Source organism: Pseudomonas sp. B7 (assembly GCF_016735645.1).
Lineage (GTDB): Bacteria > Pseudomonadota > Gammaproteobacteria > Pseudomonadales > Pseudomonadaceae > Aquipseudomonas > Aquipseudomonas glycinae.
The window spans coordinates 314,157-336,680 of record NZ_JAERRE010000005.1 but is presented as its reverse complement, the minus strand read 5'-3'; the positions used below and the strand labels follow the sequence as shown (position 1 = coordinate 336,680).

Here is a 22,524-nt window from a genome sequence, read left to right as displayed (position 1 = left end):
CTCGCGATGGTTTTTTTTGGCGCGGATTTACAACACCGAAAAGTTGTAACTCACAATCAACCGGGTCTCATCCACGTCCCGGGCAAACTTCTCGTAGTTCGTCCGGTACGTCGCATTACGCAAACGCAGGCTGACGTCCTTGAACGTGCCGGTCTGAATCACGTACTTCAACTCGCTGTCGCGTTCCCACTCTTTGCCTTCCTGATCGCTGCCCGGAACTTTGATGTGATCACCGTTCACGTAACGGGTCAGGAAGCTCAGGCCGTTGATGCCGATCGCCTTGAAGTCATAGTCGTAACGCAACTGCCAGGAACGTTCCTGCGCGGCGGCGAAGTCGTTGACCTGCACGTAGTTCACCAGATACGGGTTGCTGCCATCCAGATACGGCATCGAATTGTCGCCGTTCATGCGCTGCCAGCCGGCGCTGAAAGTGTGACCGCTGATGCCGTAGGACAGCATGCCGCTCAAGGCGCGGTTGTCGATGGAGCCCGCTTTGGCATCGCCGCTGTCGGCGCTTTTCAGCAAACGCAGATCGGCTTTCAACACGCCGTCACCCAGCGGCTGATTGGCCAACAGCCCCACGAAATGCTGGCGATAGATGTCTTCCAGCTCGGCGTAGTGGTACTGCGCGGTCAGGCGATCGTTGATCTTGTAGTCGAAGCCGTACATGTCGAAATGATCGGCGGTGGTGTTGCAGGCATAGCGCTTGTTCTTGCAGTGCACGCGGATGTCTTGCGAATCGCTCGAGTCCCGGGCGGTGTACTTGTCCAGACGCGCGGCCATGAAGGTCAGGTCCTTCACCTCTTTGGAGGTCAGCATCGCACCGTTGAACATGGTCGGCAGCAGGCGACCGTCGTTGTACTTGAGCAACGGCAGATCCGGCAGCAGTGCGCCGTATTTCAGCACCGTGTCCGAGACTTTGACCTTGGCGGTCAGGCCCATTTTCGCGTACTGACCTTTCGAGCCGCGCGGGTTGTCGCCGCTGGACGGCAACAAGCCGCTGTTGCTGCGATCCGGGCTGGAATCGAGCTGGAATCCCGCCATGCCCAGCGCATCGATCCCGAAACCGACGGTGCCTTCGGTGTAGCCCGATTGCAGATTGAGAATGAAACCCTGCGCCGACTCTTCGCGCTTGGACGCGCCCTGATCACTGGAGGTGTGCCCGTCACGGAAATCGCGGTTGAAGTACACCGTGCGCGACTCGATCTTCGCCGTGGTGTCTTCGAAAAAATCGCTGGCCTGGACCTGTGCGGTAAAACCGGCGCACAGCACAAAGGCTCCGAAGCCAAGCGACTGGCGCGGGGTGATGAGGGGAAATGGGGGACGCATTGAAAACTCCAACAGAACAACGATTGCGCAGAGGCGCAAACAACCAGAAATAGCTCCCGTCCCGGACCAGTTAAGAACCGGGAGGCAGTGAACACGCGGGGGTGAACGGCAATGATGGCAGATGGCTTTGACGTGCTACAGGCGACTTTAGTCTGAAACTGACTGGTTGTTCCTGGACGCTGCATTCGGCGTCCGCGGCAGATTGGTCCGTCCGAAAGTGCCTGTTTTACTGGGCCCAACCGTGGGCCTAAGGGTTTTCCCTATGGGTTCGGACCGCAGCATCTACGGCATTTGCGCCTTGAACGAGGCCGTTTAATCCTGCACCATCCGCCCACGCTAATCCAAAGGACGGAAAACAAGGCATGCTGGACGCCAATGCTACCCACATTACCCTCACGCTCGAAGGCGCTTCCGCCGACCTGCAAGTCCTCAGTTTCACCGGTCGCGAAGCCCTCAACGAACCGTTCCGTTTCGACCTCGAACTGGTCAGCGCCCGTCCCGACCTCAATCTTGAAGAACTCCTGCACAAGCCTGGCTGCCTGACCTTCGGCGCCACTGGCGAGGGCACGATTCATGGCCTGGTGTATCGCATCGAACAAGGCGATTCCGGCAAGACCCTGACCCGTTACAGCCTGAGCCTGGTGCCGCAACTGGCCTACCTGCGGCACAACCATGACCAGCAGATTTTCCAGAACCTCACCGTGCCGAAGATCATCGCCCAGGTGCTGGAAGAACGCGGGATTCTGGGCAATGCCTACAGCTTCCAGCTCGGCGCCGAATACCCGGAACGCGACTACTGCGTGCAGTACGACGAATCCGACCTGCATTTCATCCAGCGTCTGTGCGAAGAGGAAGGCATTCACTTCCACTTCCAGCACAGCAGCAGCGGCCACAAACTGGTGTTCGGCGACGACCAGACCGTGTTCCGCAAACTGAAACCGGTCAACTACCAGCAAGACTCCGGCATGACCGCCGACAAACCGGTGATCAAGCGCTTCAACCTGCGCCTGGAAACCCGTACCAGCCGCGTCAGCCGCCGCGACTACGATTTCGAAAAACCGAAGATCCTGCCCGAAGGCGCCGCTAAATCCGAGTTCATGCCGGACCTGGAAGACTACGACTACCCCGGCCGCTTCACCACGCGCGAGCGCGGCAAATTCCTCTCGACCCGCGCGCTGGAACGCCATCGCAGCGACTACAAACTCGCCGAAGGCAAAGGTGACGAGCCGACCCTGACCAGCGGCCACTTCATGACCCTGGCCGAACACCCGCGCGCCGAATGGAACGATCTGTGGCTGTTGCTGGAAGTCTTCCACGAAGGCAAACAGCCGCAAGTGCTGGGCGAAAACGTCACCAGCGACGTCACCGACAACAAAAGCGATTTCCACCAGGGCTACCGCAACAGCTTCGTGGCCACCCCGTGGGACGCCCACTACCGCCCTGCCCTCGAACACCCGAAACCGAAAGTCCTCGGCAGCCAGACCGCCATCGTCACCGGCCCCGCTGGCGAAGAAATCCACTGCGACCAGTACGGCCGCGTGAAAGTGCAATTCCACTGGGACCGCGACGGCCAGGCCGACGACAAGACCACCTGCTGGCTGCGCGTCGCCAGCGGCTGGGCCGGCGCAGCCTACGGCGGCATCGCCATTCCACGGATCGGCATGGAAGTGCTGGTGACCTTCCTCGAAGGCGACCCCGACCAACCGTTGGTGACCGGTTGCCTGTACCACAAGGAAAACGTCGTCCCCTACGCCCTGCCGGCGAACAAGACCCGCAGCACCTTCAAGACCCTAAGTTCACCGGGCGGCAAGGGCTACAACGAATTCCGCATCGAAGACAAGAAAGGCGCGGAACAGATCTACATCCACGCCCAGCGCGACTGGGACGAGAACATCGAGCACGACCAGAAAATCCGCGTCGGCAACGAACGGCATGACACGGTTGAAGCCAACACGTACAGCGAGTTCAAGGTCGAAGAACACCGCATCACTCACTTGAATCGCATCAGTGAAATGCGTGCCAACGATCACCTGACCGTCGCCGTGACCCAGCACCTCAAGGTCGGCACGGCGCAACTGGTCGAAGCGGGAACCGAGATCCACTACTACGCCGGCCAGAAAGTCGTGATCGAAGGCGCAATGGAACTGACCGCCAAGGCCGGCGGCAGCTTCGTCAAAGCCGATGCCGGCGGCGTGACCATCAGTGGTGCCGAAGTGAAGATCAACACCGGCGGCGCGCCGGGCGTGGGAACACCGGCAGCGCCGTTGTTGCCGGGGCCGATGAAGGTGGTGGATGCGGATAAGGCTGGGAAAGTCCCGATTCCGCTGCCTAAACGACTGAATGAATCCGGTATCACGCCGCTGTGCGGAAAACAGAGTAACGGCGCTTGCAGCCGTAAGGATTGCACATGCATGTAAAAGCGCTGAGTGCTTTGTTGGCGGCTCCGCGCCACACATTCGAACAGCTACCCCGAGAGAGCGCCGGCTCGACACTGTGTTTCATCATTGACCGTACCCGTCAGCCTGACACCATGAGCCGCCTCTATCGCATCGGCGAGCCTATCGACTCCCAAGGCCTGTTTCTCGCCACCGATTTCGCTGAAATGGCCAATGACGGCCCGTTATGGCTGATCGCGCCTTGGGGCAGTCGCCTGGCTGCCGAAGCAGCAAAACTCTGCGAAGAAGATTACGCCGGCATTGCACTCATCACTGATGAGCCGGCCAAGGCACTGGCCCATGCTCGCTGGCTGCTGCGTGCCAACGATGGGTCCGGCGGTCAAAGCCTTCTGAGTTACCAAAAGCCAAGCCTTTGGGCCGCATTGGCCTATACCGCAGACGAAACTTCGCATCAGTTATTCGGCCCATGGCAACGCGTCTACAGCCCTGCCCCGGTTCACTTTGGCAGCAGTCGGGGCCATTGGCTAAGCTGGCGCAGCGTTTCGGAACTTGAATGGCTGGGCGACGTCTCAGCGTTCAACCTGCCACCAGCAGCGCCAAAGGTTCAGGAATATCTGGGCTGGGTTTATTGGGTTGATGAGCATTACGCCATCTATGGCGAACCCACTGACGAGGAACTGCCCAACCTCGTCGAAAACCTCAATGTACTGGTTGCCCACAACATTTATGAAGGTCGTCATTTACTGAAGCTGGGCCAGATCACCAACGGCCCGCTGCTCGAAGCGCAGCCTCAGGCAATGACCATCCTGCAATCCAGGGAAGAGTCGTTCATCAAGGTTCAGCAGCTGCAGCAACTCTCCACCAGCGCTGCCTGATGACCCCGTCCGCGTAAAGAATGAATGGAAGCGAAATGGAAACTGGTATTTCGAAAGCCCCCAAGGAAAATCTCAACGGTCCAACTGCAAATGCATCGACCCAAACAGCAGCGGTTGAGAGCAAGCCAGCGCTGGAGCTTGATCCGCAGCCCAAAGCGCCTGACAGTTGTTCCAACGCGTTCGACAAGGTAAAGACACCTTGCTCGACGTCCTATGGTGAGGTGATTTACGCCACCAAGGAAAAAATGTTCTATCTATTGCCAGAACGTGCTGCCAGCTCGATCAAAGAAGCGATGAATGAACTTGAACAACATATCAGCGTAAGCAAGTCTCCAGAAGAACGGCTCAAGGGGATGAACACCGCAGGGCTGCTGGAATACTTCCTTGAGCCAAAGCTGACTAACTTCCTGCAAGGCGAGCAAAAAAGCCGAATGCTGGAAATCGAAGCTCAGGAGCCGGATATCGCGCAACCCACGATGGCTATGCGCTTGAAGGCTGTCAGCCGAGAAGCCCGCAATAGTGCGGCGCTGGACAAGCAACCGGACCAGAGCGAATACGCTCGCAATCGGGAACTTGCCAATCAACAACAAGCGAGTCTGCTTGAAGCCAACTCTGATGGGCAGAAACTGCAGCGGCTCTACAGCGAATGGAAGAAGCTGAAAAACATCGCCGTCGCGCAAGCCAAAGTAGCAGGCTACACCTACGAAAGTGGCAACCTGTTTTCTCCGGGAGCACTCGAAGCGAGAAGTCGTGTACAGACCTATCTGAAGGCACGTTCGGCACTCACCTCCAGTGGCAAGCTGACGACTCTGAAAGAAGAAGACTTCCAAAAAAACAAAAAAGCCTATCTGGACGCGACTAACTGCGTAATCGATGGCAAAGCCCGGATGTGTGGCTATTTGAAGGAAGTCGCCAACGAGCGCAAGAAAGTCGAAAAAGACTTCGCCGCGTATATTGATTCGATCTTGAAAGTTGCTGACTACGGTTTGGCCCTGCCGGAGTTTGCACTCATTCCCGACACTGGCGATATCAGTGCAGGCATCGAGAAATTCAAGGCTTACCTTGAGATGGAACAGCAACAGATCAAGCTCACCGAGCAGATCCGTTCGAAATATAAAGCCTGGATTGACGCGAGCGGGCAGAACGTCGCGGCACCTACAGGTATCGTTGAAGCGGAGCAAGCAGAATGGCAGCGTATCCAGCAAGCTCGTCTGAAGCTTCGTGAAGACGCCGAGGCAGCAGTGGCTGCTGCCTTGCCATTACGTCACCTGTTATGGGAGCCCGAGCAGTTTCAACCGAAACCGGAAGAGCGCTTGGTCAAGGCAGGATTTCCTTTGCGCGAAGTCGCGCTTTTCAATAGCCCCAACAGTCCAGTCAAACACTTGAGCTTGCTCAATCTTGAAGGCATCACAAAGGTGCTGAAAAAAGACGCAAGCGAAATCGGTGCCGCTGCAAGCAAGGACTTGCAGAAACTTCCAGGTAACAGCAACGGAAAGGCAGAGTCGGACTCTGACGACAACCCCTTCCATGAATGGCTTCGTGAACAAGGCGCTTTGGCCATCAAGGACCAACAGAGCGACTGGTTTGATGAAAAAGGCTGGTTTGACGTTGAGATGTTCCACTCTTACTTGAAGTCAAAGAACTACAAGGTCGAAACGTTTGAGGATGCGGGGGCGCGCAAAGATTGGGGGCTCCGTCTTCGTCAGTTGCTTTTTAAGGAAGAAGTCAGAAGCTCGTTGCGTCTGTTCGACAACAGCCCTCAAGCTCAACTGGTTCGCTGCCTCACCCCACCGCAGTCATCAATTCACACCGCTACCAAAGTCAGCGGCCCAAGCTTCAGCGTTGCGGATAATTTCAAAGCCTCCGCCAAAGCCGAAGCAAGTCTGGGAATCGACCTCGCTCGCGGTGAGGTTGAATTGATGAAAATGGATCTTCCGGGGAGAGATCAAGCGAAAGACATCCTGGTGCCTTACCTGGATTATGAGAAAAACCGCAAAAATCTGAACCTGGGTCGGTTCTCGATTCACTTGGGCGCTAGAGCCTGGGGGTATACGGGTGCAACCCTCCTCCTTTCTTCCAGCGTGCAGTTGGGCCGCGCGAACGTGCAAGGCGGGCTCAACCTTCCGGAAATCACCGATGCAAAACGCGCGGATACCACCAATGCGACTGCCGCAACCGCGCGAAGTGAACCTGTACTTGAGGGCGACGCTGCCAAGGTTCGGGTGGAAGACGGCGCTAAAGCCCAATTCAATCTTTTTGCTGGGGTGCAAGCCGGGATTCTGCTGACCGGTGCCTTGAACTGGGCACCACCAAAAGACATAGCAGCCCTGCGCGCAGCGCCAACACCGGGAATGAGTAACAGCGTCAACAGCACGAAAGCCAGCCAATGGTCGAGTCTAGCGAGACTGACAGCTGGATTTACTGCCGCTTACGGCCTCGGTGCAAACGCAGACATTGGCATTTCCTTGCACGAAGGCCGCTTCATCATGCGGTTCAAGGCCTCTCTCATTGTCGGCACAGGTGCCGGCGGCGAATTCCAGTTTGAAGTCGGGTATGACGGCGTTACTGACCTGATTAACCTGCTGCGCCGTGAGATGCACAAAAATCAGGACAAATCGCTGATTTTTGTGACGGATGATGCGGCTGATTACATCGATAAGCTCAACTTCCTAGGTGCTGCCGGCATGGAAGTAGCGATGTCTTATATGCAGGGTGTTGATATGGTGATGTCGTTGTATGAGGCGTTAACGGGGGGTGGTCGAGGTGGTACCGTTGCTCATACCATCATGACATATCGAAACCAAGCAGAGCTGGAAGAGTGGTTCATAGCAGCTACGCCGGGAGCGCTGGGCCCAATGCTAATGACACTTACCAGTGCAGCGGAAGCATTCAAAATTCCACTAAAGCTATCCGACAGCAGCCAGGCTTCCGAATATAGTCATGACCAAGCTCACCTTCTTCAGCAAAAAGCAATTGAGCGCATTCTTGGTTGGATATTAAAGCGCGCCGAAAAAGATGGAACTATTTCAAAGGCGAAAAGCCAATTTGAAGAAGCCTGTATGTGCATGAACAGGTTTGGGACAAAAGAGCAGAACCAAAACCAGAAGTACTGCGAGAACCGCCTGCACATGGATAACTTCATGTCAGAAGCAGTTATGCGACTTCAAGATCGAACAAGTGACGACACCCGAGCCCGATACAAAGCGCACGTAAAAACTCTTGGCGAGCGGCTAGACGGCTATTGCTCTCGGATTACACACTACGGAAGAACATATTTGCCAGGTGGAAAAGCAACCTATACCGGACCGGACGATAGCGTAAAATGATTAAAAATAAGCACTACAAATCAATAGCCCAAGTTTTTTTTGTGTTCCTAGCCTTTGCATCTCATTCCGCGATGGCGCTTACAAGCGATCAGGCGATTGCTAAAGAAAAAGGAATTACGCTTTTTAATCAATATAAATCTGCTGAAGCGGAACTTCGGATTGCTGCAGAAGCAGGTGACGCTGAAGCACAGTTCTACCTAGCTGAAGAAATCCGACAAAGAAGCCAATACATTACGCCTGAGGCAAAAAAATGGTTGGAAGCGGCAAGTGCACAGGGTGATCTGTACGCCATGCTTAGGCTCGCCCGCTCGGATAATGATCTCTGTACGACGATGAAAAACTGCCCTCCCGGGCAAAAAACTTCGGCAGAGTGGATGAATATAGTTAAAGAGTTGGCTACATCTAAAGCTGAAAAGGGTGACGCCGAATCCGCTTATGTCATGTATTTGGCGACTGGCCAGTTGGAGTGGTTAAAAAAATCCGCAGAGTCTGGTTTTGCTCAAGGTCAATGGCTGCTTGCTATTCGATATAAGGAAGGTAATGGATCCTTTTTGTTGCCTTGGAAACGGTCGGAAGCTGTCGAGAACTGGGCAAAGGCGTCTGCTCTTGGAGGCAATCCCAAGGGAATGATGGAGTACGCTGCCATTCTTTTCGAGAAGGGTGACATGGAAAGTTTTCGATATTGGAACGAACAGGCTGCCTCAATTGGCTTCGCCACTACGGTGTACGGGTATGGATCAGACCTGGCCCATGAGCCTGATACGTATGGCTTCCCTTATGACATAATCAAAGGGTACGCCTTGATTTATTTATTGAAAGAACTTGATGGCGGAGGCGGCATGGATGCCAACGTCAATGATAAGCTTCCTAAAATCGCTGCAAAAATGACACAAACGCAAATAGCGGAAGCAAAAGTATTCGCACAAAAGTGGAAAGCCACACACCCGCCGCTCTCTTTTTTCCCTGATAAGTTAGGTGACTAATACGGTCGCACCCCCTTAATTACTTTGAAAGACAGCGCTTGGAACTACTATATTTACTGGCGTGGGGAACTACACAAAATTGAACTACCCACGTCATCGCGCTAAATTTCAAGAAAGACTTTTGTCACATGTGGAAAAACAGTTAAGAGGATGCAACACGCAGAAGGACGAAGCAAGATGTTCCGCACACCAATAAAAGCCATGGCATTGATTGCATTAATATTTTCAACCTACGCTTTCGCTCAGCTCACTCCTGAACAAGAAGCCGCGAAAAAGCGCGGAATTACACTATTCAATCAATATAAAACAGCCGAACCCGAATTACGTATTGCAGCAGAAGCTGGAGATACGGAGGCTCAATTTTATTTAGGTGAAGAGCTACGCCAGCAGAGTCAGTATATAACCGCTGAAGCTCAGAACTGGTATGAAGCAGCGGCTCTTCAAGGCGACCTCTATGCAATGCTGCGATTAGCAACATCAGAAAACGACCTGTGCAACGTAATGAACAACTGCACTCAAAGCTCAAAAAAACGTACTGACTGGATTGACCTTTTAAACAAAGAAACGGAAAAAAGAGCGAACAACAACGATGGCGAAGCCATGTATGTTAAGTATTTGTACACTGGGCAATTAGAGTGGCTTGAAAAATCCGCTGAATTCAAATTCGCGAGAAGCCAATGGCTACTGGCAAGCCGGTACAAGGAAGGTGAGAAATTTTTTCTACCTTGGAAACGTTCGGAGGAAGTTGGGCGATTATTGAAGGCGTCGGCAGAAAATGGTTTCCCCGCAGGTATGCTTGAATATGCGGCGTATCTGTATGAACACGGAGGAGATCTCAGCGATGCTCGCTACTGGATCGAAGAAGCGGCCAAGACCGGCTATCAATCCGGGGTAAGCAGTTATGGAGCATACCTAGCACATGCCTCTTCCCTTTATGACTTCCCACTGGACTTAGTTAAAGGTTACGCGCTCACATCGCTTTTAACAGAACTTGATGGCGGTGGAAACATAAAGCCTTATGTCGATGAAGTACTGCCAGAAATAGCAAGCAAAATGAGTCCGGCGCAGATTACAGAAGCAAAAGCATTTGCAAAGCAATGGAAAGACACTCACCCGCCACTTTCTTTCTACCCAGGGAAATATGGCCTGTGATGCGGACCGTGCCACTCAAAGCGTCACTAAAGTTAAATACGAAGTGATTAGAGGTAATATGACTATCGAGCAGATTGAATGCTCGAAATCTGTGACAATGAAAAGAAAGGTACCCACCGCCTCTCTTTTCCCCGACAAACTGGGTAATTGATCCAATTACTCAGAGTCTTTCCCTTGCTAATTCAAAATAACCAGGCAGCCAAAAATGAAATTGGTGACTTTCGCGTTAATTTTGTTGAGCCTAGCGACTTCACCATCGTTCGCGCTCACACAGGAACAGTCTCAAGCGAAAATCAAAGGCATTGAACTTTACAATCAATATAAAGCTATTTCTGCAATTGATTTCCTAAGAATCGCAGCCGACGGCGGTGATGACGAAGCACTTTACTACTTAGGCGAAGCGATAAGGAAAAATAACCACTATATGACTAAGGACGCGCAAAAAGCTTACGAAGAGTCTGCCCAAAGAGGCAATATCTATTCGATGATACGGCTTGGTGAAGCGGGCGAAGATTTGTGCGTAACGATGAAAAATTGTTCTTTTGCGGAGCATTCGCCCGAAGAGTGGACAAATAAAGCTAAAGAGCTTGCAACTGAACTGGCATCAAAAGGAAACACTGAGTCAATGTATCTGTTATGGAAAATAACAGGAAATGATGACTGGTTAGAAAAATCTGCGGAAGGTGGCTTCGCGTTGGCTCAGTTTCGTTTGGCCACTAAGTACCAAGAAGGGGGCGGTACATTCCTATTGCCATCAAGAAGATCTGATGCGATTGAAAAATGGATGAAGGCGTCTGCGGAAAATGGCTATCCACCGGGCATGATGGGCTTCGCAGCATCCAGAATGGAAAAAAAAGATTTATCGTCCTTCAGACTTTGGAATGAACGAGCTGCTGCGTCGAGCTATGTATCAGGTGTTTTTGGTTATGCGTTATATATTGGGGGAATAGAGCCAACATACGGATTTACACCTGACCCAATAACGTCATTTGCTCTACTAACAAACCTGCTAGAGCTTGATGGCGGCGGAAACATGATAAACAATGTTAAAGACACATTGCCCGAGGTTGAAAAAAACATGACCAAAGAGCAGCTGGCAGAAGCAAAAAGGCTCGCAAAAACCTGGAAGTCCACCCATCCACCTCTCTCGTTTTATCCGGAAAAATTAGGACATTGAAACCAGTGAGGTTATTAATAAACCGCTTAATCTTGACGGTTTTTATATGCTTCACACCTAACTCTTTCTCGGAGCCGGTGCGTGAAGCTTCTTCAGGCATTATTTTATTCAATCAGTTAAAACTCGGAGAAGCTATCTCCGCGTTAGAAAAAGAGGCACAATCTGGAAGCGTCGAGTCTCAGTACTACTTAGGGGAGGCTCTGCGAAAACGCAACCGTTATATGACACCAGAAGCACAGCACTGGTATGAAACAGCGGCAGTGAATGGTTCCATATATGCAATGATCCAGTTAGGTCGCAAAAATGAAGATTTATGCAAAATCATGGATAACTGTCCTGCCAGCGCCAAGTCTCCTGTTGAGTGGCTTACACATGCCAAAGAATTGCTGCTGGCAAAAGCCAACAACGGTGATCCTGAGTCGTTGTATCTAATGTATGAGATAACGTTTGATCGCATTTGGCTCGAGAAGTCCGCAAATGCAGGATATGCCCTCGCACAATACTGGATGGCGGTAAGTGAACGACAAGGTGAGGGTTTCTTTTTTATCCCAGGAAGACGTGACGCCTCTGTTAAAAACTGGCTTTTGCTTTCTTCTGAAGGCGGCTATCCCAAAGCAATGATGGACTATCTTGAAATACTGCATATAGAAGGTGATACAGAGAGCATTCGCCATTGGCTTGTGTTAGGAGCCGAGACCGGTTACCAAGCTGCTGTAAGCAATTATGGCGCCTACATAGCCCATACGCCGGATAAAGTTGGTTACCCACTCGATATGATAAAAGGGTATGCACTGTTCACCTTGCTTGGCGAGCTTGATGATAGCGGTGGAATCGGACGGTATGTTGAGCGAAAAAGTGACGAAATTCGCAACAAAATGACAGCCGAACAAATCGAAGAATCAAAGATCGTAGCAAAGGAATGGAAAGCCACCCACCCGCCGCTCTCCTTTTTCCCTGACAAGCTTGGAAACTAGTTCGAAGTTCTCCAACGGAATTCGGAAAGTCGCGCATAGAAAAAGCGGAAGGAGTGAAGTGCATTGATGCCTCACTCCTTCCGCTTTTTAGTCACAGCATCAAACCGGCGCCTGCCAGTTCAACATTTTCTGCTGCGCAACCTGCAGCAGATCACTGCCATCCTGCGTCAGCAGGTACAGCGCATGGGTGATGTGGGGAATGTCCTGGACGTCGGCGTGTTTGAAGCACAGGCAGTGCAGGGTTTCGAGCAGGTCGGCTGCGGCGCGGATGCGTTGCACGGCGGCTTCGAAGAGGTCTTTCGGGTTGGCTTGGGTGTCGATGACCAGCGGTGCGCTGTCAGTGACGCCGCTGTTGAGCGGGAGATAGCGAGCGGAGCTTATTTTCAGGATTGGCATTGGAGTTACTCGATTAGGTTGTAAGTAACCGCCGACACCGTGACCAAACGATGGGGAGGCGGACTGTGCGCAGGCTTGGTCAACCGAGAACAACCCAACTCAGCACGCCCGAAGGCGACCCTGCACACAGCCGCCACTGCAATGCACTTCGAGGACATAGATGTCCACGGAGCGAATAATGGCACACTTGAGGGCTGTTATTTTAGGTGACCAAACCTAAGCCGCTGATTTTGCAGCGACGCCAAACCATAACCGCCCCGCTCCAGCCCCCGAAAGCAGACAAGGCATCCACCCTTGTAGGAATCCGCCGAGTCTCCCCCGCGAAACAATCCTCACCCAGACAGCCGGCGTTCAGCCCGGTTAACCATCGCTTAACGCCGCGGTCAAAAACTCTACTGAACCGCACACCCTCAGCCCTGGCTGACGCCGAGTGCGGCAGGTTTGGCTGGCAATCCGCCGAACTCCATTTCCGTCGCACCGGAGTCCATCATGAACATTCGTCCGTTCCTGCTCACCACCGCCCTCGCCTGCACCGCGTTTGCCGGGCTGGCCCAGGCCAATGACACCTCCAAGGCTGTTCCCTATGAATACGGCATGCCGCTGCATGTCGCCAAAGTGGTTTCCCTGACCGAGCCGCAGACGCAGGAGTGCAAGGTCATCACCGCCGACATGAAGTACCTCGACAACACCGGTAAACCGGAAGAAATCAGTTACCGGAAATTATCTGACGCCTGCAGCTTCCAGAACTGACAGAAAGCTCTGATTTGCGGCTTTGCGGTAGGCGAGCACGGGTCTCGAAGAGTATGCTCGGGGCCCTCCTCACTGCCGCAAGGATTCGCCATGCAGTTGTCGTTCCGCACGCTCTCGACCCTCACCTTCTCCCTTTGTTTTCTGCTTTCCTTGGCGTGGGGTCTGGCACCACAGATGTTGCTGGCGATCTGGAGCATCGAGTATTCGGAAGCCGCCGGATTCGTCGCACGGCGCAGCGCGGTGCTGTTTGCGGCGTTGGGGGTGATGTTTTATCTGGTGCGCAACGCGCCGGTATCGATCGCGCGCAATGCGCTGAGCAACGGCTTTATCGTCGGCTGTTTTGGCCTGGCGGTGCTGGGGTTTGCTGAATGGCTCAACGGCCACGCCGGCCCCGGGATTCTGCTTGCGGTGCTGGTCGAGTTCGCGCTGGGCCTTGGCTTCTTGCAGGCCCGGCGCGTGACGGTCGAACTGGGTGAAACAGTCGGTTAGACGACTCGGGATCGCGGCACTGAATGTTGGGTCGCCGTTTGTAGCGCAAGATCTGAGCGCAACCCGGCGATCAGGCCGTTGATTTCGCGACAGCTGTTCAAATGACTGGCATCGATGCCACTCACCTGCAGCTCAACCTGATCGGTCTGGTGATCGCCATACACCTTGACGGTCATCGACAGATCCGGGGACAGCGTGCACTGGCAGCGTTTCGGTAGAAAGCTGCTTTCAATGATGTTGCGGAGTTCCAAGGCAGACAGAAACATGGCGAAACCTCTCCTTACTGTGAGACTGCCAATCAAGTATTCACGTCGACCGATGCCACGGTTCCCACGGGTGTGTCCCCGCTAAATCCTTGGGTGTGACAAGCGGCTGTACTGCGAAATGCCCATTGGAGTGTAGGCGCCCGAACTCGGTGCGCTGCACCAAATCAACGCATAAAACGTGCCTTTCATCAGGTTGCATTCACCTCCTTGCAAATCAATGGTTTGGCGAAAAGGCAGGCAACTGGCCAGTTGCAAAATGCAAGATTCGATCGTGCAGGCACTGCAATTTGCATGCGGCTGGCGGTTTGCATTCATCGCCCTTGGCAGTGAGAATGCCCGTCAACCAACGTACACCCGCCAGGAGGCTTCAATGGGAAATTTCACTGTTTACGCGACCGCCGGCCTGATGCTCGCCAGCCTGTCCACCCTCACCCACGCCGCCAAACTTGAAGACACCGCGCCTTATCCGAAGGCCGAAGCGGGCTTCACGCGCCAGGTCATCCACCTGCCGCAACAGGCCCAGGAAGAAAACTTCAAAGTCGAAATCCTCGCTGGCAAGACCCTCGAAGTCGACTGCAACCGCCAACGCCTGGGCGGTACCCTCGAAGAGAAAAACCTCGAAGGCTGGGGTTTTCCGTTCTACCGCCTGGAAAAAGTCAGCGGCCCGATGAGCACGCTGATGGCCTGCCCGCCCGGCACCCAGAAAAAGCGAGCGTTCGTGCCGGTGATCGGTGACGGTTTCACCGTGCGCTACAACAGCAAGCTGCCGATCGTGATTTACGCACCGCAGGACGTCGAAGTGCGCTTCCGCATCTGGTCGGCCTCGGACAAGATTGGCGTGGCCATTCCCGAGTAACTTCAAGCCACAACGCCGCACGCCGCCGCTCGCTCGGCGACGTGTCGCAAGCTGTCGAAATTGATATTGGCGCCAGAATCGATGGCGATCAGCGTCTGACTCCGTGCGCCGGTTTGCGCCACGTACTTTTTAATGCCCGCCACCGCCAAAGCACCGGAAGGCTCGGTGATCGAGCGGGTATCGTCGTAGATATTCTTGATCGCCGCGCAGAGTTCGTCGTTGCTGACGGTGATGACCTCATCCACGCAGAAGCGGCAAACCTCGAACCCGTAGGCGCCGATCTGCGCCACCGCCACGCCATCGGCGAATGTGCCCACGTTGGGCAGCACCACTCGCTCATCCGCTAGCATGGCAGCCTTCAGGCAGGCCGAGTGCTCCGACTCGACGCCGATGATCCGTACTTCAGGTCGCAGGTATTTCACATACGCCGCGATGCCCGCGATCAACCCGCCACCGCCCACCGGGACGAAGATCGCATCCAGTGCGCCCTGATGCTCGCGCAGGATTTCCATCGCAACCGTGCCCTGGCCAGCGATCACATCGGGATCGTCGTATGGCGAGACGAAGGTTCGGCCGGTCTGCTCAGCCAGTTGCAGCGCGTGGGCCAGGGCAAAGGGAAAGCTTTCGCCATGCAACAGCGCCTCGGCTCCGCGACTACTGACGCCCAGCACTTTCAACTCAGGCGTGGTTGCCGGCATGACGATGGTCCCGGCAATGCCCAGTTCCCGCGCCGCCAGCGCAACGCCTTGCGCATGATTGCCCGCCGACGCCGTGATCACCCCGCACGCCTTCTGCTCATCGCTCAATTGCACTAGTTTGTTGTAGGCACCACGGATCTTGAAGGAGAACGTCGGTTGCAGGTCTTCACGCTTAAGCAGGATCCGGTTGCCCAGAGTTTCGGACAACGCCGGCGCCGGTTGTAGCGGCGTGCGCACCGCCAGTTCATACACCGGCGCGGCGAGGATCTTTTTCACGTACTGCTCAAGCAGGGCTTGCTGGGCGGGGCTGTAGCGCATGGTCGTCTCCTGACGTTTGATTCGTAACCCCGGAGACAGAAAGTAAAAACCCGCCTCTAGGGCGGGTTGGGTGCTGCAGTCGTGAGCTAGCCCGCCAAATGAGGAATGGCGGTAATAATGCTTGGCTGGCAGCGCAGTACGGTGGAAGTCATGGCCCCGAAATTAGCCCGGGTGCTGCGGGCAAGTCAATGGCGAATTTTGCTTTCATTTCGCCAGACGCCTGAGCCCGAACAGCATCCCGCCCGCCCCCAGCAGCATCGCCGCCAGAAACAACGGGTACGACACCCACCACGGCGTGCCGGCGGTCATCATGCTGAATTCCGACATGCCGCCGATGCTCGCAATCAGGTTGAGCGGCAGGAACACCACGTTGATCAGCGTCAGTTTGCGCAGCAGGTTGTTCATGCTGTTGTTCATCAGGTTGCCCCGGGCGTCGATCAGCCCGGAGAACACCGTCGAATAGATTTCCGCCTGCTTGTAGCACTGGTTGTTTTCGATGATCAGGTCGTCGATCAGGCCGATGGCTTCGCTGCCGAAATGCTGTTTTTCCGCGTGATTGCGCAGCCGCGTGAGCACCGCGCCGTTGCTGTGCAAGGCGTTGATGTAATAGATCAGGCTTTCGCTGAGGTTGAACATCTGCACCAGATGCTGGTTTTGCATCGAGGCGTTGAATTTCTGCTGCAACTCCCGGGCGACCAGTTTGATCACCTTCAGATGCCCGAGGTAGTGATGAATGTTGTTGAACAGCAGGTCCAGCAACACATCCAGCGGCGTGTTCAGTGGTTGACGTGTGCCGACGCCGTGCAGCGGCGTGTCGTCGGTCGCGATCACCAGCAACTGGCCCGGTGAGAACAGCAAACCACAGGACGACACCTCGAACGCCAGGCTGCCGCCGCCGGAATAGTTTTCCGGGCGCTTCCAGATGAGAAACAAGTGATCGGGGTGAAACTCGATCCGCGACACCTCGTCCGGATCCAGCGCCGAGGCCAGCGCGTGTTCATCGAGTTTGAAGTGACTGTGGAGCAAGTCGCGCTCGGCAGCGTCGGGATCGCTGAACAGCATCACCTCGGCGTCCAGCCGCTCGACCCGCTGCAAACCGCCGTGATTGAGTGCAAAGCTGTTGATCATCGGCCGGTCACCAGGCCTGGCCACGGCGTTTGAGTTCGAGGCGCCGCACAAACTCTTCCAGTACCAGCGAATACAGGTCGTCCTGCAGGTAGGCGTCTTCGATGCCGGCGTCGAGGTTCGGGTTGTCGTTCACTTCGATCACCACCACCTTGTCGCCGGCCTGTTTCAGGTCAACACCGTACAAGCCGTCGCCGATCAGGTTGGCGGTCTTCACCGCCAGTTCCACCACCGCACGCGGCGCCTCATGAATCGCCAGTGTGCGGCATTCGCCGTTGACGTCCTGGCCCTTGGCCTTGTGGTTGTAGATCTGCCAATGGCCCTTGGACATGAAGTACTGGCAGGCAAAGATCGGTTTGCGGTTGAGCACGCCGATGCGCCAGTCGTACTCGGTGTAGAAGAATTCCTGGGCCAATAACAGCACCGAATGCTCGAACAGTTCGGCGGTGGCTTCCAGCAAGGCCTGTTGGCTCTCGACCTTGATCACGCCACGGGAGAAACAGCCATCCGGGATCTTCAGTACCAACGGAAAACCGAGGCGCTCGCCGACCCGCTCGAAGTCCTCAGGTCGCTCCTTGTATAGGATTTCCGTGGCCGGCATGCCCAGTTGATGGCTGTTGAGCAGGTCGGTGAGGTAGACCTTGTTGGTGCAGCGCAGGATCGACGTCGGGTCGTCCATCACCACCAGCCCTTCGCTCTCGGCCTTCTTGGCGAAGCGATAAGTGTGGTTGTCGACGCTGGTGGTCTCGCGAATCAGCAAGCCGTCGTACTCGGCCAGCCTTGCGTAATCCTTGCGTTCGATCAGCTCGACATCGATGCCCATGCCTTTGCCGACTCGCACGAAGTTTTCCAATGCGCGGGCATTGGACGGCGGCAGGGCTTCCTGCGGATCATGCAGGATCGCCAGGTCATAACGCGCCACTTGCGGCGAACGCGGAACACGCCAGATCTTGCGACTGAAGCCGTCCAGCGCATTGGCGAACTGATCTTCCTGATCGTCGCGCAACTTGTGCAAGGCGCCGGATTTTATACCTTCGATGTGCCAGCCGTTAGTTCGACGAAACTCAACTAACAGAATCGGACATGGAAATACTTCAAACAATTGCCGGGCCAGATCCTGCAACGGCTCGATATGCGTTCTGCCGAAATAAAGTGTCAGCGTAAAACCTTCGGTGTCGCTGTAGAGATGATGGCTGAGGGCTTTTTCCAGGGTTTTATCCAGATCATCCAGCGCCAACCCGTAAAGGGATTTTCGGGTCAGTTCACTGATGGTGCGCACCGACGGAATCACCTTGTGCCCGCGGGCCTCAGCCAGCAGCGAGCAGTAGTAGCCGTGGCCCAGGTACTTGTAGCTGCGGCACAGGTTGATCACCTGCACCCGTTTTCCCGGCTCGCTGTCGGGAGGTTGTTCGAGGTATTCCTGCGCCGTCAGAATGTCTTCGCTGGGGAAGTACGAGGCCCAGTCTTCCTTGCGTTCGACGATGATCAACACTTGACTGGACGTTCTGATCTGCGGTTTTAAATAAGTTGCCGGTGGCAAACTTTGACTGGATACTTCGCGCCAATGACCCTGTACCGCTGACATAGAAATTGATCCGTTGGAGAACAAGACCTTTTCTATTAAGCACGAAGTTTTTCGAAAGTCCCGTTTCGTTACGCAACTTTTACGGTGGTCATATGAATGCTGTTTTTCGCCTGGCGGTCATTGAGGATTTGCCAGCGTTGCTCGCGCTGGAGATGCACTGTTTCACCACGGACCGGCTCACCCGCCGCAGTTTCCAATGGATGATCACCCGTGCCCACGGGCAATTGTGGGTGGCCGAACGCGAGGGTCAACTGGCTGGGTATGCGTTGGTGCTGTTTCATCGCGGCACCTCGCTGGCCCGACTGTATTCCATTGCAATTGCCCCCGAGGCGCGCGGCGGCGGTCTGGGCAAGCAATTGCTGCAACGGATCGAGACCTGTGCGCTCGAGCACGACTGCGCCTACCTGCGGCTGGAAGTGCGCACCGACAACCCCACCGCCATCGCCCTGTACGAGCGCAACGGTTACCGGCGCTTTGCGCTGATCCATGACTACTACGAGGATCACGCCGACGCGCTGCGTCTGGAGAAACGCATTCTCCAGCACCGCTACTCACGCAACATCAAGGTCCCCTATTACCGACAAACCACCGATTTCACCTGCGGCCCGGCCTGCCTGCTGATGGCCATGGGAGCATTGCAGGCCGATCGTTTGCTGGAGCGGCGCGAGGAATTGCAGTTGTGGCGCGAAGCAACCACGGTGTTCATGACGGCCGGCCATGGCGGTTGCAGCCCGCAAGGCCTGGCACTGGCAGCGTGGCGCCGGGGCTTCAAAGTACGTTTGCAACTGAGCATGACCGGGCCGCTGTTTCTCGATGGCGTACGCGATGCGCATAAAAAAGACGTCATGCGTCTGGTGCATGACGAGTTCATGGCGCAACTGAACGACACCGATGTCGATCAAGTCATCGGCGTAACGCTGGATTTACCCACGCTGCTGGCCAACGGTGGACAAACCCTAGTGCTGATCAGCAGCTATCGCCTGACCCGCTCCAAGTCGCCGCACTGGGTGATCGTTACCGACTGCGATGAAGACTTTGTTTACCTGCACGACCCGGATGTCGACCACAGCCAGCATCGCCAGCCCATGGACTGCCAGCACGTGCCGGTCAGCCATGGGGAGTTCGAGAAGATGTGCCGTTTCGGCCGTGGCAAGTTGCGGGCGGCGGTGGTGCTTTACGCTCGCCCGCCCGCATGACGCATTTATTTGAGTCCGATCTTGTACAGCGAACCGTCGGACTCATCGGTCAGCACATACAGGTAACCATCCGGTCCCTGACGCACATCACGGATCCGCTGTTTCAATTCGCCGAGCAAGCGCTCTTCATGCACCACCTTGTCGCCGTCGAACTGCAAGCGAATCAATTCCTGCGTCACCAGCGCACCGATGAACACGTTGTGCTGCCACGGTTTGAAGCGATCGGCATCGTAAAAGGCCATGCCGGTGACACCCGGGGATTTTTCCCAGACATGGTGCGGCCCGACCGTGCCTTCGGCGGTTTTGCCCTTGGCTTCCGGGATCGGTTGCATGGAGTAATTGATGCCGTGGGTCGCCAGCGGCCAGCCGTAATTTTTGCCGCGTTCGATGATGTTCACCTCGTCGCCACCGCGCGGGCCGTGTTCGTTTTCCCACACGGTTCCGGTCCATGGATTGAGCGCGGCGCCTTGGGGATTGCGGTGGCCGTAGGACCAGATTTCCGGGCGTACGCCGGACTGACCGACAAAGGGATTGTCATCGGGCACCTTGCCGTCGGGGTAGATCCGCACGACCTTGCCTTGCAGCTTGTCCAGATCCTGTGCGGTCGGGCGGTCGTTGTTTTCGCCCAAAGTGATGAACAGATAACCGTCCCGATCGAACACCAGTCGCGAACCGAAGTGGTTGCCGACCGACAGTTTTGGCTCCTGGCGGAAAATCACCTGGAAGTCCTTCAGGGTTTTCAGGTCGTCCGACAGGCGACCGCGCCCCACCGCCGTTCCGGCCTTGTCACCTGCACCGCCGCCCTCGGCGTAGGACAGGTACACGAGGCGATCCTGTTTGAAATCCGGTGACAGCACCACATCGAGCAATCCGCCCTGCCCCTTGGCCCAGACGTCCGGCACACCGGTGATCGGCGCGGACAGTTTGCCGTCAGCGCCTACCACACGCAGGTTGCCGGGGCGTTCGGTCACCAGCATGCCCTGACGATCCGGCAGGAACGCCAAGGCCCATGGGTGTTCGAGCTCTTGGGTAATCGTCGTGACTTCAAGGGTGCCCTGCTCGCTTTGCAGCTCTTTGGGAGCGGCGGCAAACGCCGGGGCGGCGATCAGTGCACTGGCACACAGGCTGGCCAGAAGGGTATTACGCAACATGCACGATTCCTTTTGTTCGTTTGAAGGGCTGACAGAAACGGTTCTGCCATTCAACGGTTGCTCCCGCTGTCACGGGCTGGAGGATTGGGAATGAAGGTGGGTGACTTGCTCGGGACCGAGCGCAGCGGCTGGCCATTGCCGATGCCGCGATTTTCCAGGGTCGGCGGACGCGACACGGGAACGGTGTTCGGCCCGCGAACGGGCGGAGTGCCGGGCTGGGTGCCCTGCATGCTGTTGGGGTTGGCCCTGCGGATCGGGCTGTTGTAGGGATTGTTGCTGTTGCCGGTCGGACTTTGTGCCAGCAACAGCGATGAACGGGTTATTGCGCTATCGGCGTGAACCAGCCCGCCACTGAGGGCGAGCAACGCAATGCCAAGCAGGAAACGGTTCATGAACGGCCTCTTTCGGTGCGCAGGGACTAGAGCCTTCGAGTCCACGCTACGCCGTGGGTTCGGATTTGTTAACCCGTCACCGCTAAACAAGATGTAACACGGCTTGACCTGCCGTTTACCACCACCCCTGCAAACAACGGAAACTTTTACACCGAGCCACGGGTCACCCGAACATCACTCGGAGAACAGCACCATGGCTCGGGCAATCTGGAAAGGCGCAATCAGTTTCGGTCTGGTGCACATCCCCGTGGCGCTGGTCTCGGCGACCTCGTCCCAGGGCGTCGACTTCGACTGGCTCGACAGCCGCAGCATGGACCCGGTCGGCTATAAACGGGTCAACAAGGTCACCGGCAAGGAAGTCACCAAAGAGCACATCGTCAAAGGCGTGCAGTTCGAAAAAGGCCGCTACGTGGTGCTCAGCGAGGAAGAGATCCGTTCGGCGCACCCGGTTTCGACCCAGACCATCGACATCTTCGCCTTCGTCGACAGCGAACAGATCCCGCTGCAGAACATCGATACACCCTATTACCTGGCCCCGGACAAGCGCGGCGGCAAGGTCTACGCCTTGCTGCGTGAGACCCTGAGCAAAACCCAGAAAGTCGCCCTCGCCCGCGTGGTTTTACACACGCGTCAGTATCTGGCGGCGTTGATGCCCCTGGAGTCGGCGCTGGTGCTGGTGAAACTGCGCTGGCCGCAGGAAGTGCGCAGCCTCGATGAACTGGCACTGGGCAGCGAAGTGACCAAGCCGCAACTGGCCAAGGGTGAACTGGACATGGCCAAACGACTGGTGGAAGACATGACGGCGGACTGGACGCCCGAGGACTACAACGACGAGTTCGAAAACAAGATCATGGCGCTGGTGAACAAAAAGGCCCATGAAGGCAAGATCGAAGACGTTGAGACAGTTTCCGGTGAAGAAGAGCGCAAAACTGCCGATGTTATCGACCTCACCGAACTGCTCAAGCGCAGCCTCGGCGGGAAAGCCCCGGCGAAACCGGCGAAGAAGACTACCAGCAAGACCCCAGCGGCGAAGAAGACCAAAAAGGCCTCGTGAAAATGAAAATCGGGCGACTGTCCTGCAACAGTCGCC

At 55.6% G+C, this 22,524-nt stretch carries 19 protein-coding genes and 1 pseudogene; 12 read left to right on the top strand and 8 right to left on the bottom strand.

Going from position 1 to position 22,524, the window contains the following annotated elements; translation table 11 throughout:
* Window positions 1–27: 27 nt before the first annotated feature.
* Window positions 28–1,329, bottom strand: coding sequence for an OprD family porin (locus JKA62_RS14570; protein WP_201818364.1), 1,302 nt, complete (start codon window positions 1,327–1,329; stop codon window positions 28–30).
* Between the two features lie 362 nt (window positions 1,330–1,691).
* Here JKA62_RS14570 and JKA62_RS14565 point away from each other — a divergent pair, with 362 nt between their 5' ends.
* The 7 genes from JKA62_RS14565 (at window position 1,692) to JKA62_RS14535 (ending at window position 12,212) form a co-directional block, all read left to right on the top strand.
* Window positions 1,692–3,746 carry a type VI secretion system Vgr family protein gene (locus JKA62_RS14565; RefSeq protein ID WP_011334046.1) on the top strand — a complete coding sequence of 685 codons (2,055 nt, stop codon included), beginning with the start codon at window positions 1,692–1,694 and terminating at the stop codon, window positions 3,744–3,746.
* Window positions 3,737–4,600, top strand: coding sequence for a DUF4123 domain-containing protein (locus tag JKA62_RS14560; RefSeq protein WP_011334045.1), 864 nt, complete (start codon window positions 3,737–3,739; stop codon window positions 4,598–4,600). The genes JKA62_RS14565 and JKA62_RS14560 overlap by 10 nt, the downstream gene beginning before the upstream one ends.
* A gap of 35 nt (window positions 4,601–4,635) precedes the next feature.
* On the top strand, window positions 4,636–7,926 hold the full coding sequence (locus tag JKA62_RS14555) for a hypothetical protein (protein WP_236676533.1): 3,291 nt from the start codon (window positions 4,636–4,638) through the stop codon (window positions 7,924–7,926).
* Window positions 7,923–8,909, top strand: a complete 987-nt coding sequence (locus tag JKA62_RS14550; protein WP_011334043.1) for a tetratricopeptide repeat protein — start codon at window positions 7,923–7,925, stop codon at window positions 8,907–8,909. Before JKA62_RS14555 ends, JKA62_RS14550 begins: the two co-directional genes overlap by 4 nt.
* 177 nt (window positions 8,910–9,086) lie before the next feature.
* Window positions 9,087–10,061 carry a sel1 repeat family protein gene (locus JKA62_RS14545; protein ID WP_111539340.1) on the top strand — a complete coding sequence of 325 codons (975 nt, stop codon included), beginning with the start codon at window positions 9,087–9,089 and terminating at the stop codon, window positions 10,059–10,061.
* A 205-nt stretch (window positions 10,062–10,266) separates the two neighbouring features.
* Window positions 10,267–11,238, top strand: coding sequence for a tetratricopeptide repeat protein (locus JKA62_RS14540; RefSeq protein ID WP_041475264.1), 972 nt, complete (start codon window positions 10,267–10,269; stop codon window positions 11,236–11,238).
* Window positions 11,239–11,315: 77 nt separating this feature from the next.
* Complete coding sequence (locus JKA62_RS14535; RefSeq protein ID WP_285355686.1) at window positions 11,316–12,212, top strand: tetratricopeptide repeat protein; 897 nt, start codon at window positions 11,316–11,318, stop codon at window positions 12,210–12,212.
* A 99-nt stretch (window positions 12,213–12,311) separates the two neighbouring features.
* Here JKA62_RS14535 and JKA62_RS14530 read toward each other — a convergent pair whose 3' ends face one another.
* Window positions 12,312–12,608, bottom strand: a complete 297-nt coding sequence (locus tag JKA62_RS14530; RefSeq protein WP_011334039.1) for a hypothetical protein — start codon at window positions 12,606–12,608, stop codon at window positions 12,312–12,314.
* Between the two features lie 489 nt (window positions 12,609–13,097).
* On the opposite strand from JKA62_RS14530, the gene JKA62_RS14525 reads away from it, so the two are divergent.
* Together JKA62_RS14525 and JKA62_RS14520 are read left to right on the top strand one after the other, a co-directional pair.
* Window positions 13,098–13,358, top strand: coding sequence for a DUF2790 domain-containing protein (locus JKA62_RS14525; RefSeq protein WP_011334038.1), 261 nt, complete (start codon window positions 13,098–13,100; stop codon window positions 13,356–13,358).
* A 90-nt stretch (window positions 13,359–13,448) separates the two neighbouring features.
* Window positions 13,449–13,847, top strand: coding sequence for a hypothetical protein (locus JKA62_RS14520; RefSeq protein WP_011334037.1), 399 nt, complete (start codon window positions 13,449–13,451; stop codon window positions 13,845–13,847).
* Here the strand turns inward: JKA62_RS14520 and JKA62_RS14515 are convergent.
* Complete coding sequence (locus JKA62_RS14515; RefSeq protein ID WP_011334036.1) at window positions 13,844–14,113, bottom strand: DUF1652 domain-containing protein; 270 nt, start codon at window positions 14,111–14,113, stop codon at window positions 13,844–13,846. The genes JKA62_RS14520 and JKA62_RS14515 overlap by 4 nt on opposite strands.
* 370 nt (window positions 14,114–14,483) lie before the next feature.
* On the opposite strand from JKA62_RS14515, the gene eco reads away from it, so the two are divergent.
* Window positions 14,484–14,969 (top strand): serine protease inhibitor ecotin, encoded by a 486-nt coding sequence (gene eco / locus JKA62_RS14510; RefSeq protein ID WP_201818362.1) that lies wholly within the window; start codon window positions 14,484–14,486, stop codon window positions 14,967–14,969.
* A 26-nt stretch (window positions 14,970–14,995) separates the two neighbouring features.
* On the opposite strand, the pseudogene ilvA reads toward eco, so the two are convergent.
* The 3 genes and pseudogenes from ilvA to JKA62_RS14495 all read right to left on the bottom strand — a co-directional run.
* Window positions 14,996–15,985 (bottom strand): annotated as a pseudogene (ilvA, locus tag JKA62_RS14505) (threonine ammonia-lyase, biosynthetic); the annotation flags it as partial.
* Window positions 15,986–16,189: 204 nt separating this feature from the next.
* The gene (locus JKA62_RS14500) at window positions 16,190–17,113 is read right to left on the bottom strand and encodes a magnesium transporter CorA family protein (RefSeq protein WP_085683743.1); all 924 of its coding nucleotides are present in this window, start codon (window positions 17,111–17,113) and stop codon (window positions 16,190–16,192) included.
* Window positions 17,114–17,120: 7 nt separating this feature from the next.
* Window positions 17,121–18,695: a RimK family protein gene (locus JKA62_RS14495; protein WP_007957450.1), complete on the bottom strand. Its 1,575-nt coding sequence runs from the start codon at window positions 18,693–18,695 to the stop codon at window positions 17,121–17,123.
* A 92-nt stretch (window positions 18,696–18,787) separates the two neighbouring features.
* Between JKA62_RS14495 and rimI the strand changes: the two genes are divergently transcribed.
* The gene (gene rimI, locus JKA62_RS14490) at window positions 18,788–19,891 is read left to right on the top strand and encodes a ribosomal protein S18-alanine N-acetyltransferase (RefSeq protein ID WP_201818359.1); all 1,104 of its coding nucleotides are present in this window, start codon (window positions 18,788–18,790) and stop codon (window positions 19,889–19,891) included.
* A 5-nt stretch (window positions 19,892–19,896) separates the two neighbouring features.
* On the opposite strand, the gene JKA62_RS14485 is transcribed toward rimI, so the two are convergent.
* Complete coding sequence (locus JKA62_RS14485; protein ID WP_201818357.1) at window positions 19,897–21,042, bottom strand: PQQ-dependent sugar dehydrogenase; 1,146 nt, start codon at window positions 21,040–21,042, stop codon at window positions 19,897–19,899.
* 50 nt (window positions 21,043–21,092) lie between these two features.
* Window positions 21,093–21,434: a hypothetical protein gene (locus JKA62_RS14480; protein WP_201818355.1), complete on the bottom strand. Its 342-nt coding sequence runs from the start codon at window positions 21,432–21,434 to the stop codon at window positions 21,093–21,095.
* A 193-nt stretch (window positions 21,435–21,627) separates the two neighbouring features.
* Between JKA62_RS14480 and ku the strand changes: the two genes are divergently transcribed.
* Window positions 21,628–22,488 (top strand): non-homologous end joining protein Ku, encoded by an 861-nt coding sequence (ku, locus tag JKA62_RS14475; RefSeq protein ID WP_201818354.1) that lies wholly within the window; start codon window positions 21,628–21,630, stop codon window positions 22,486–22,488.
* The last annotated feature ends 36 nt before the right edge of the window (window positions 22,489–22,524 follow it).

What these genes read in the sequence shown, in the direction of transcription:
- JKA62_RS14570 (WP_201818364.1), bottom strand. Translation starts at nt 1,329, where the DNA reads ATGCGTCCCCCATTTCCCCTCATCACCCCGCGCCAGTCGCTTGGCTTC.
- JKA62_RS14565 (WP_011334046.1), top strand. Translation starts at nt 1,692, where the DNA reads ATGCTGGACGCCAATGCTACCCACATTACCCTCACGCTCGAAGGCGCT.
- JKA62_RS14560 (WP_011334045.1), top strand. Translation starts at nt 3,737, where the DNA reads ATGCATGTAAAAGCGCTGAGTGCTTTGTTGGCGGCTCCGCGCCACACA.
- JKA62_RS14555 (WP_236676533.1), top strand. Translation starts at nt 4,636, where the DNA reads ATGGAAACTGGTATTTCGAAAGCCCCCAAGGAAAATCTCAACGGTCCA.
- JKA62_RS14550 (WP_011334043.1), top strand. Translation starts at nt 7,923, where the DNA reads ATGATTAAAAATAAGCACTACAAATCAATAGCCCAAGTTTTTTTTGTG.
- JKA62_RS14545 (WP_111539340.1), top strand. Translation starts at nt 9,087, where the DNA reads ATGTTCCGCACACCAATAAAAGCCATGGCATTGATTGCATTAATATTT.
- JKA62_RS14540 (WP_041475264.1), top strand. Translation starts at nt 10,267, where the DNA reads ATGAAATTGGTGACTTTCGCGTTAATTTTGTTGAGCCTAGCGACTTCA.
- JKA62_RS14530 (WP_011334039.1), bottom strand. Translation starts at nt 12,608, where the DNA reads ATGCCAATCCTGAAAATAAGCTCCGCTCGCTATCTCCCGCTCAACAGC.
- JKA62_RS14525 (WP_011334038.1), top strand. Translation starts at nt 13,098, where the DNA reads ATGAACATTCGTCCGTTCCTGCTCACCACCGCCCTCGCCTGCACCGCG.
- JKA62_RS14520 (WP_011334037.1), top strand. Translation starts at nt 13,449, where the DNA reads ATGCAGTTGTCGTTCCGCACGCTCTCGACCCTCACCTTCTCCCTTTGT.
- JKA62_RS14515 (WP_011334036.1), bottom strand. Translation starts at nt 14,113, where the DNA reads ATGTTTCTGTCTGCCTTGGAACTCCGCAACATCATTGAAAGCAGCTTT.
- eco (WP_201818362.1), top strand. Translation starts at nt 14,484, where the DNA reads ATGGGAAATTTCACTGTTTACGCGACCGCCGGCCTGATGCTCGCCAGC.
- JKA62_RS14500 (WP_085683743.1), bottom strand. Translation starts at nt 17,113, where the DNA reads ATGATCAACAGCTTTGCACTCAATCACGGCGGTTTGCAGCGGGTCGAG.
- JKA62_RS14495 (WP_007957450.1), bottom strand. Translation starts at nt 18,695, where the DNA reads ATGTCAGCGGTACAGGGTCATTGGCGCGAAGTATCCAGTCAAAGTTTG.
- rimI (WP_201818359.1), top strand. Translation starts at nt 18,788, where the DNA reads ATGAATGCTGTTTTTCGCCTGGCGGTCATTGAGGATTTGCCAGCGTTG.
- JKA62_RS14485 (WP_201818357.1), bottom strand. Translation starts at nt 21,042, where the DNA reads ATGTTGCGTAATACCCTTCTGGCCAGCCTGTGTGCCAGTGCACTGATC.
- JKA62_RS14480 (WP_201818355.1), bottom strand. Translation starts at nt 21,434, where the DNA reads ATGAACCGTTTCCTGCTTGGCATTGCGTTGCTCGCCCTCAGTGGCGGG.
- ku (WP_201818354.1), top strand. Translation starts at nt 21,628, where the DNA reads ATGGCTCGGGCAATCTGGAAAGGCGCAATCAGTTTCGGTCTGGTGCAC.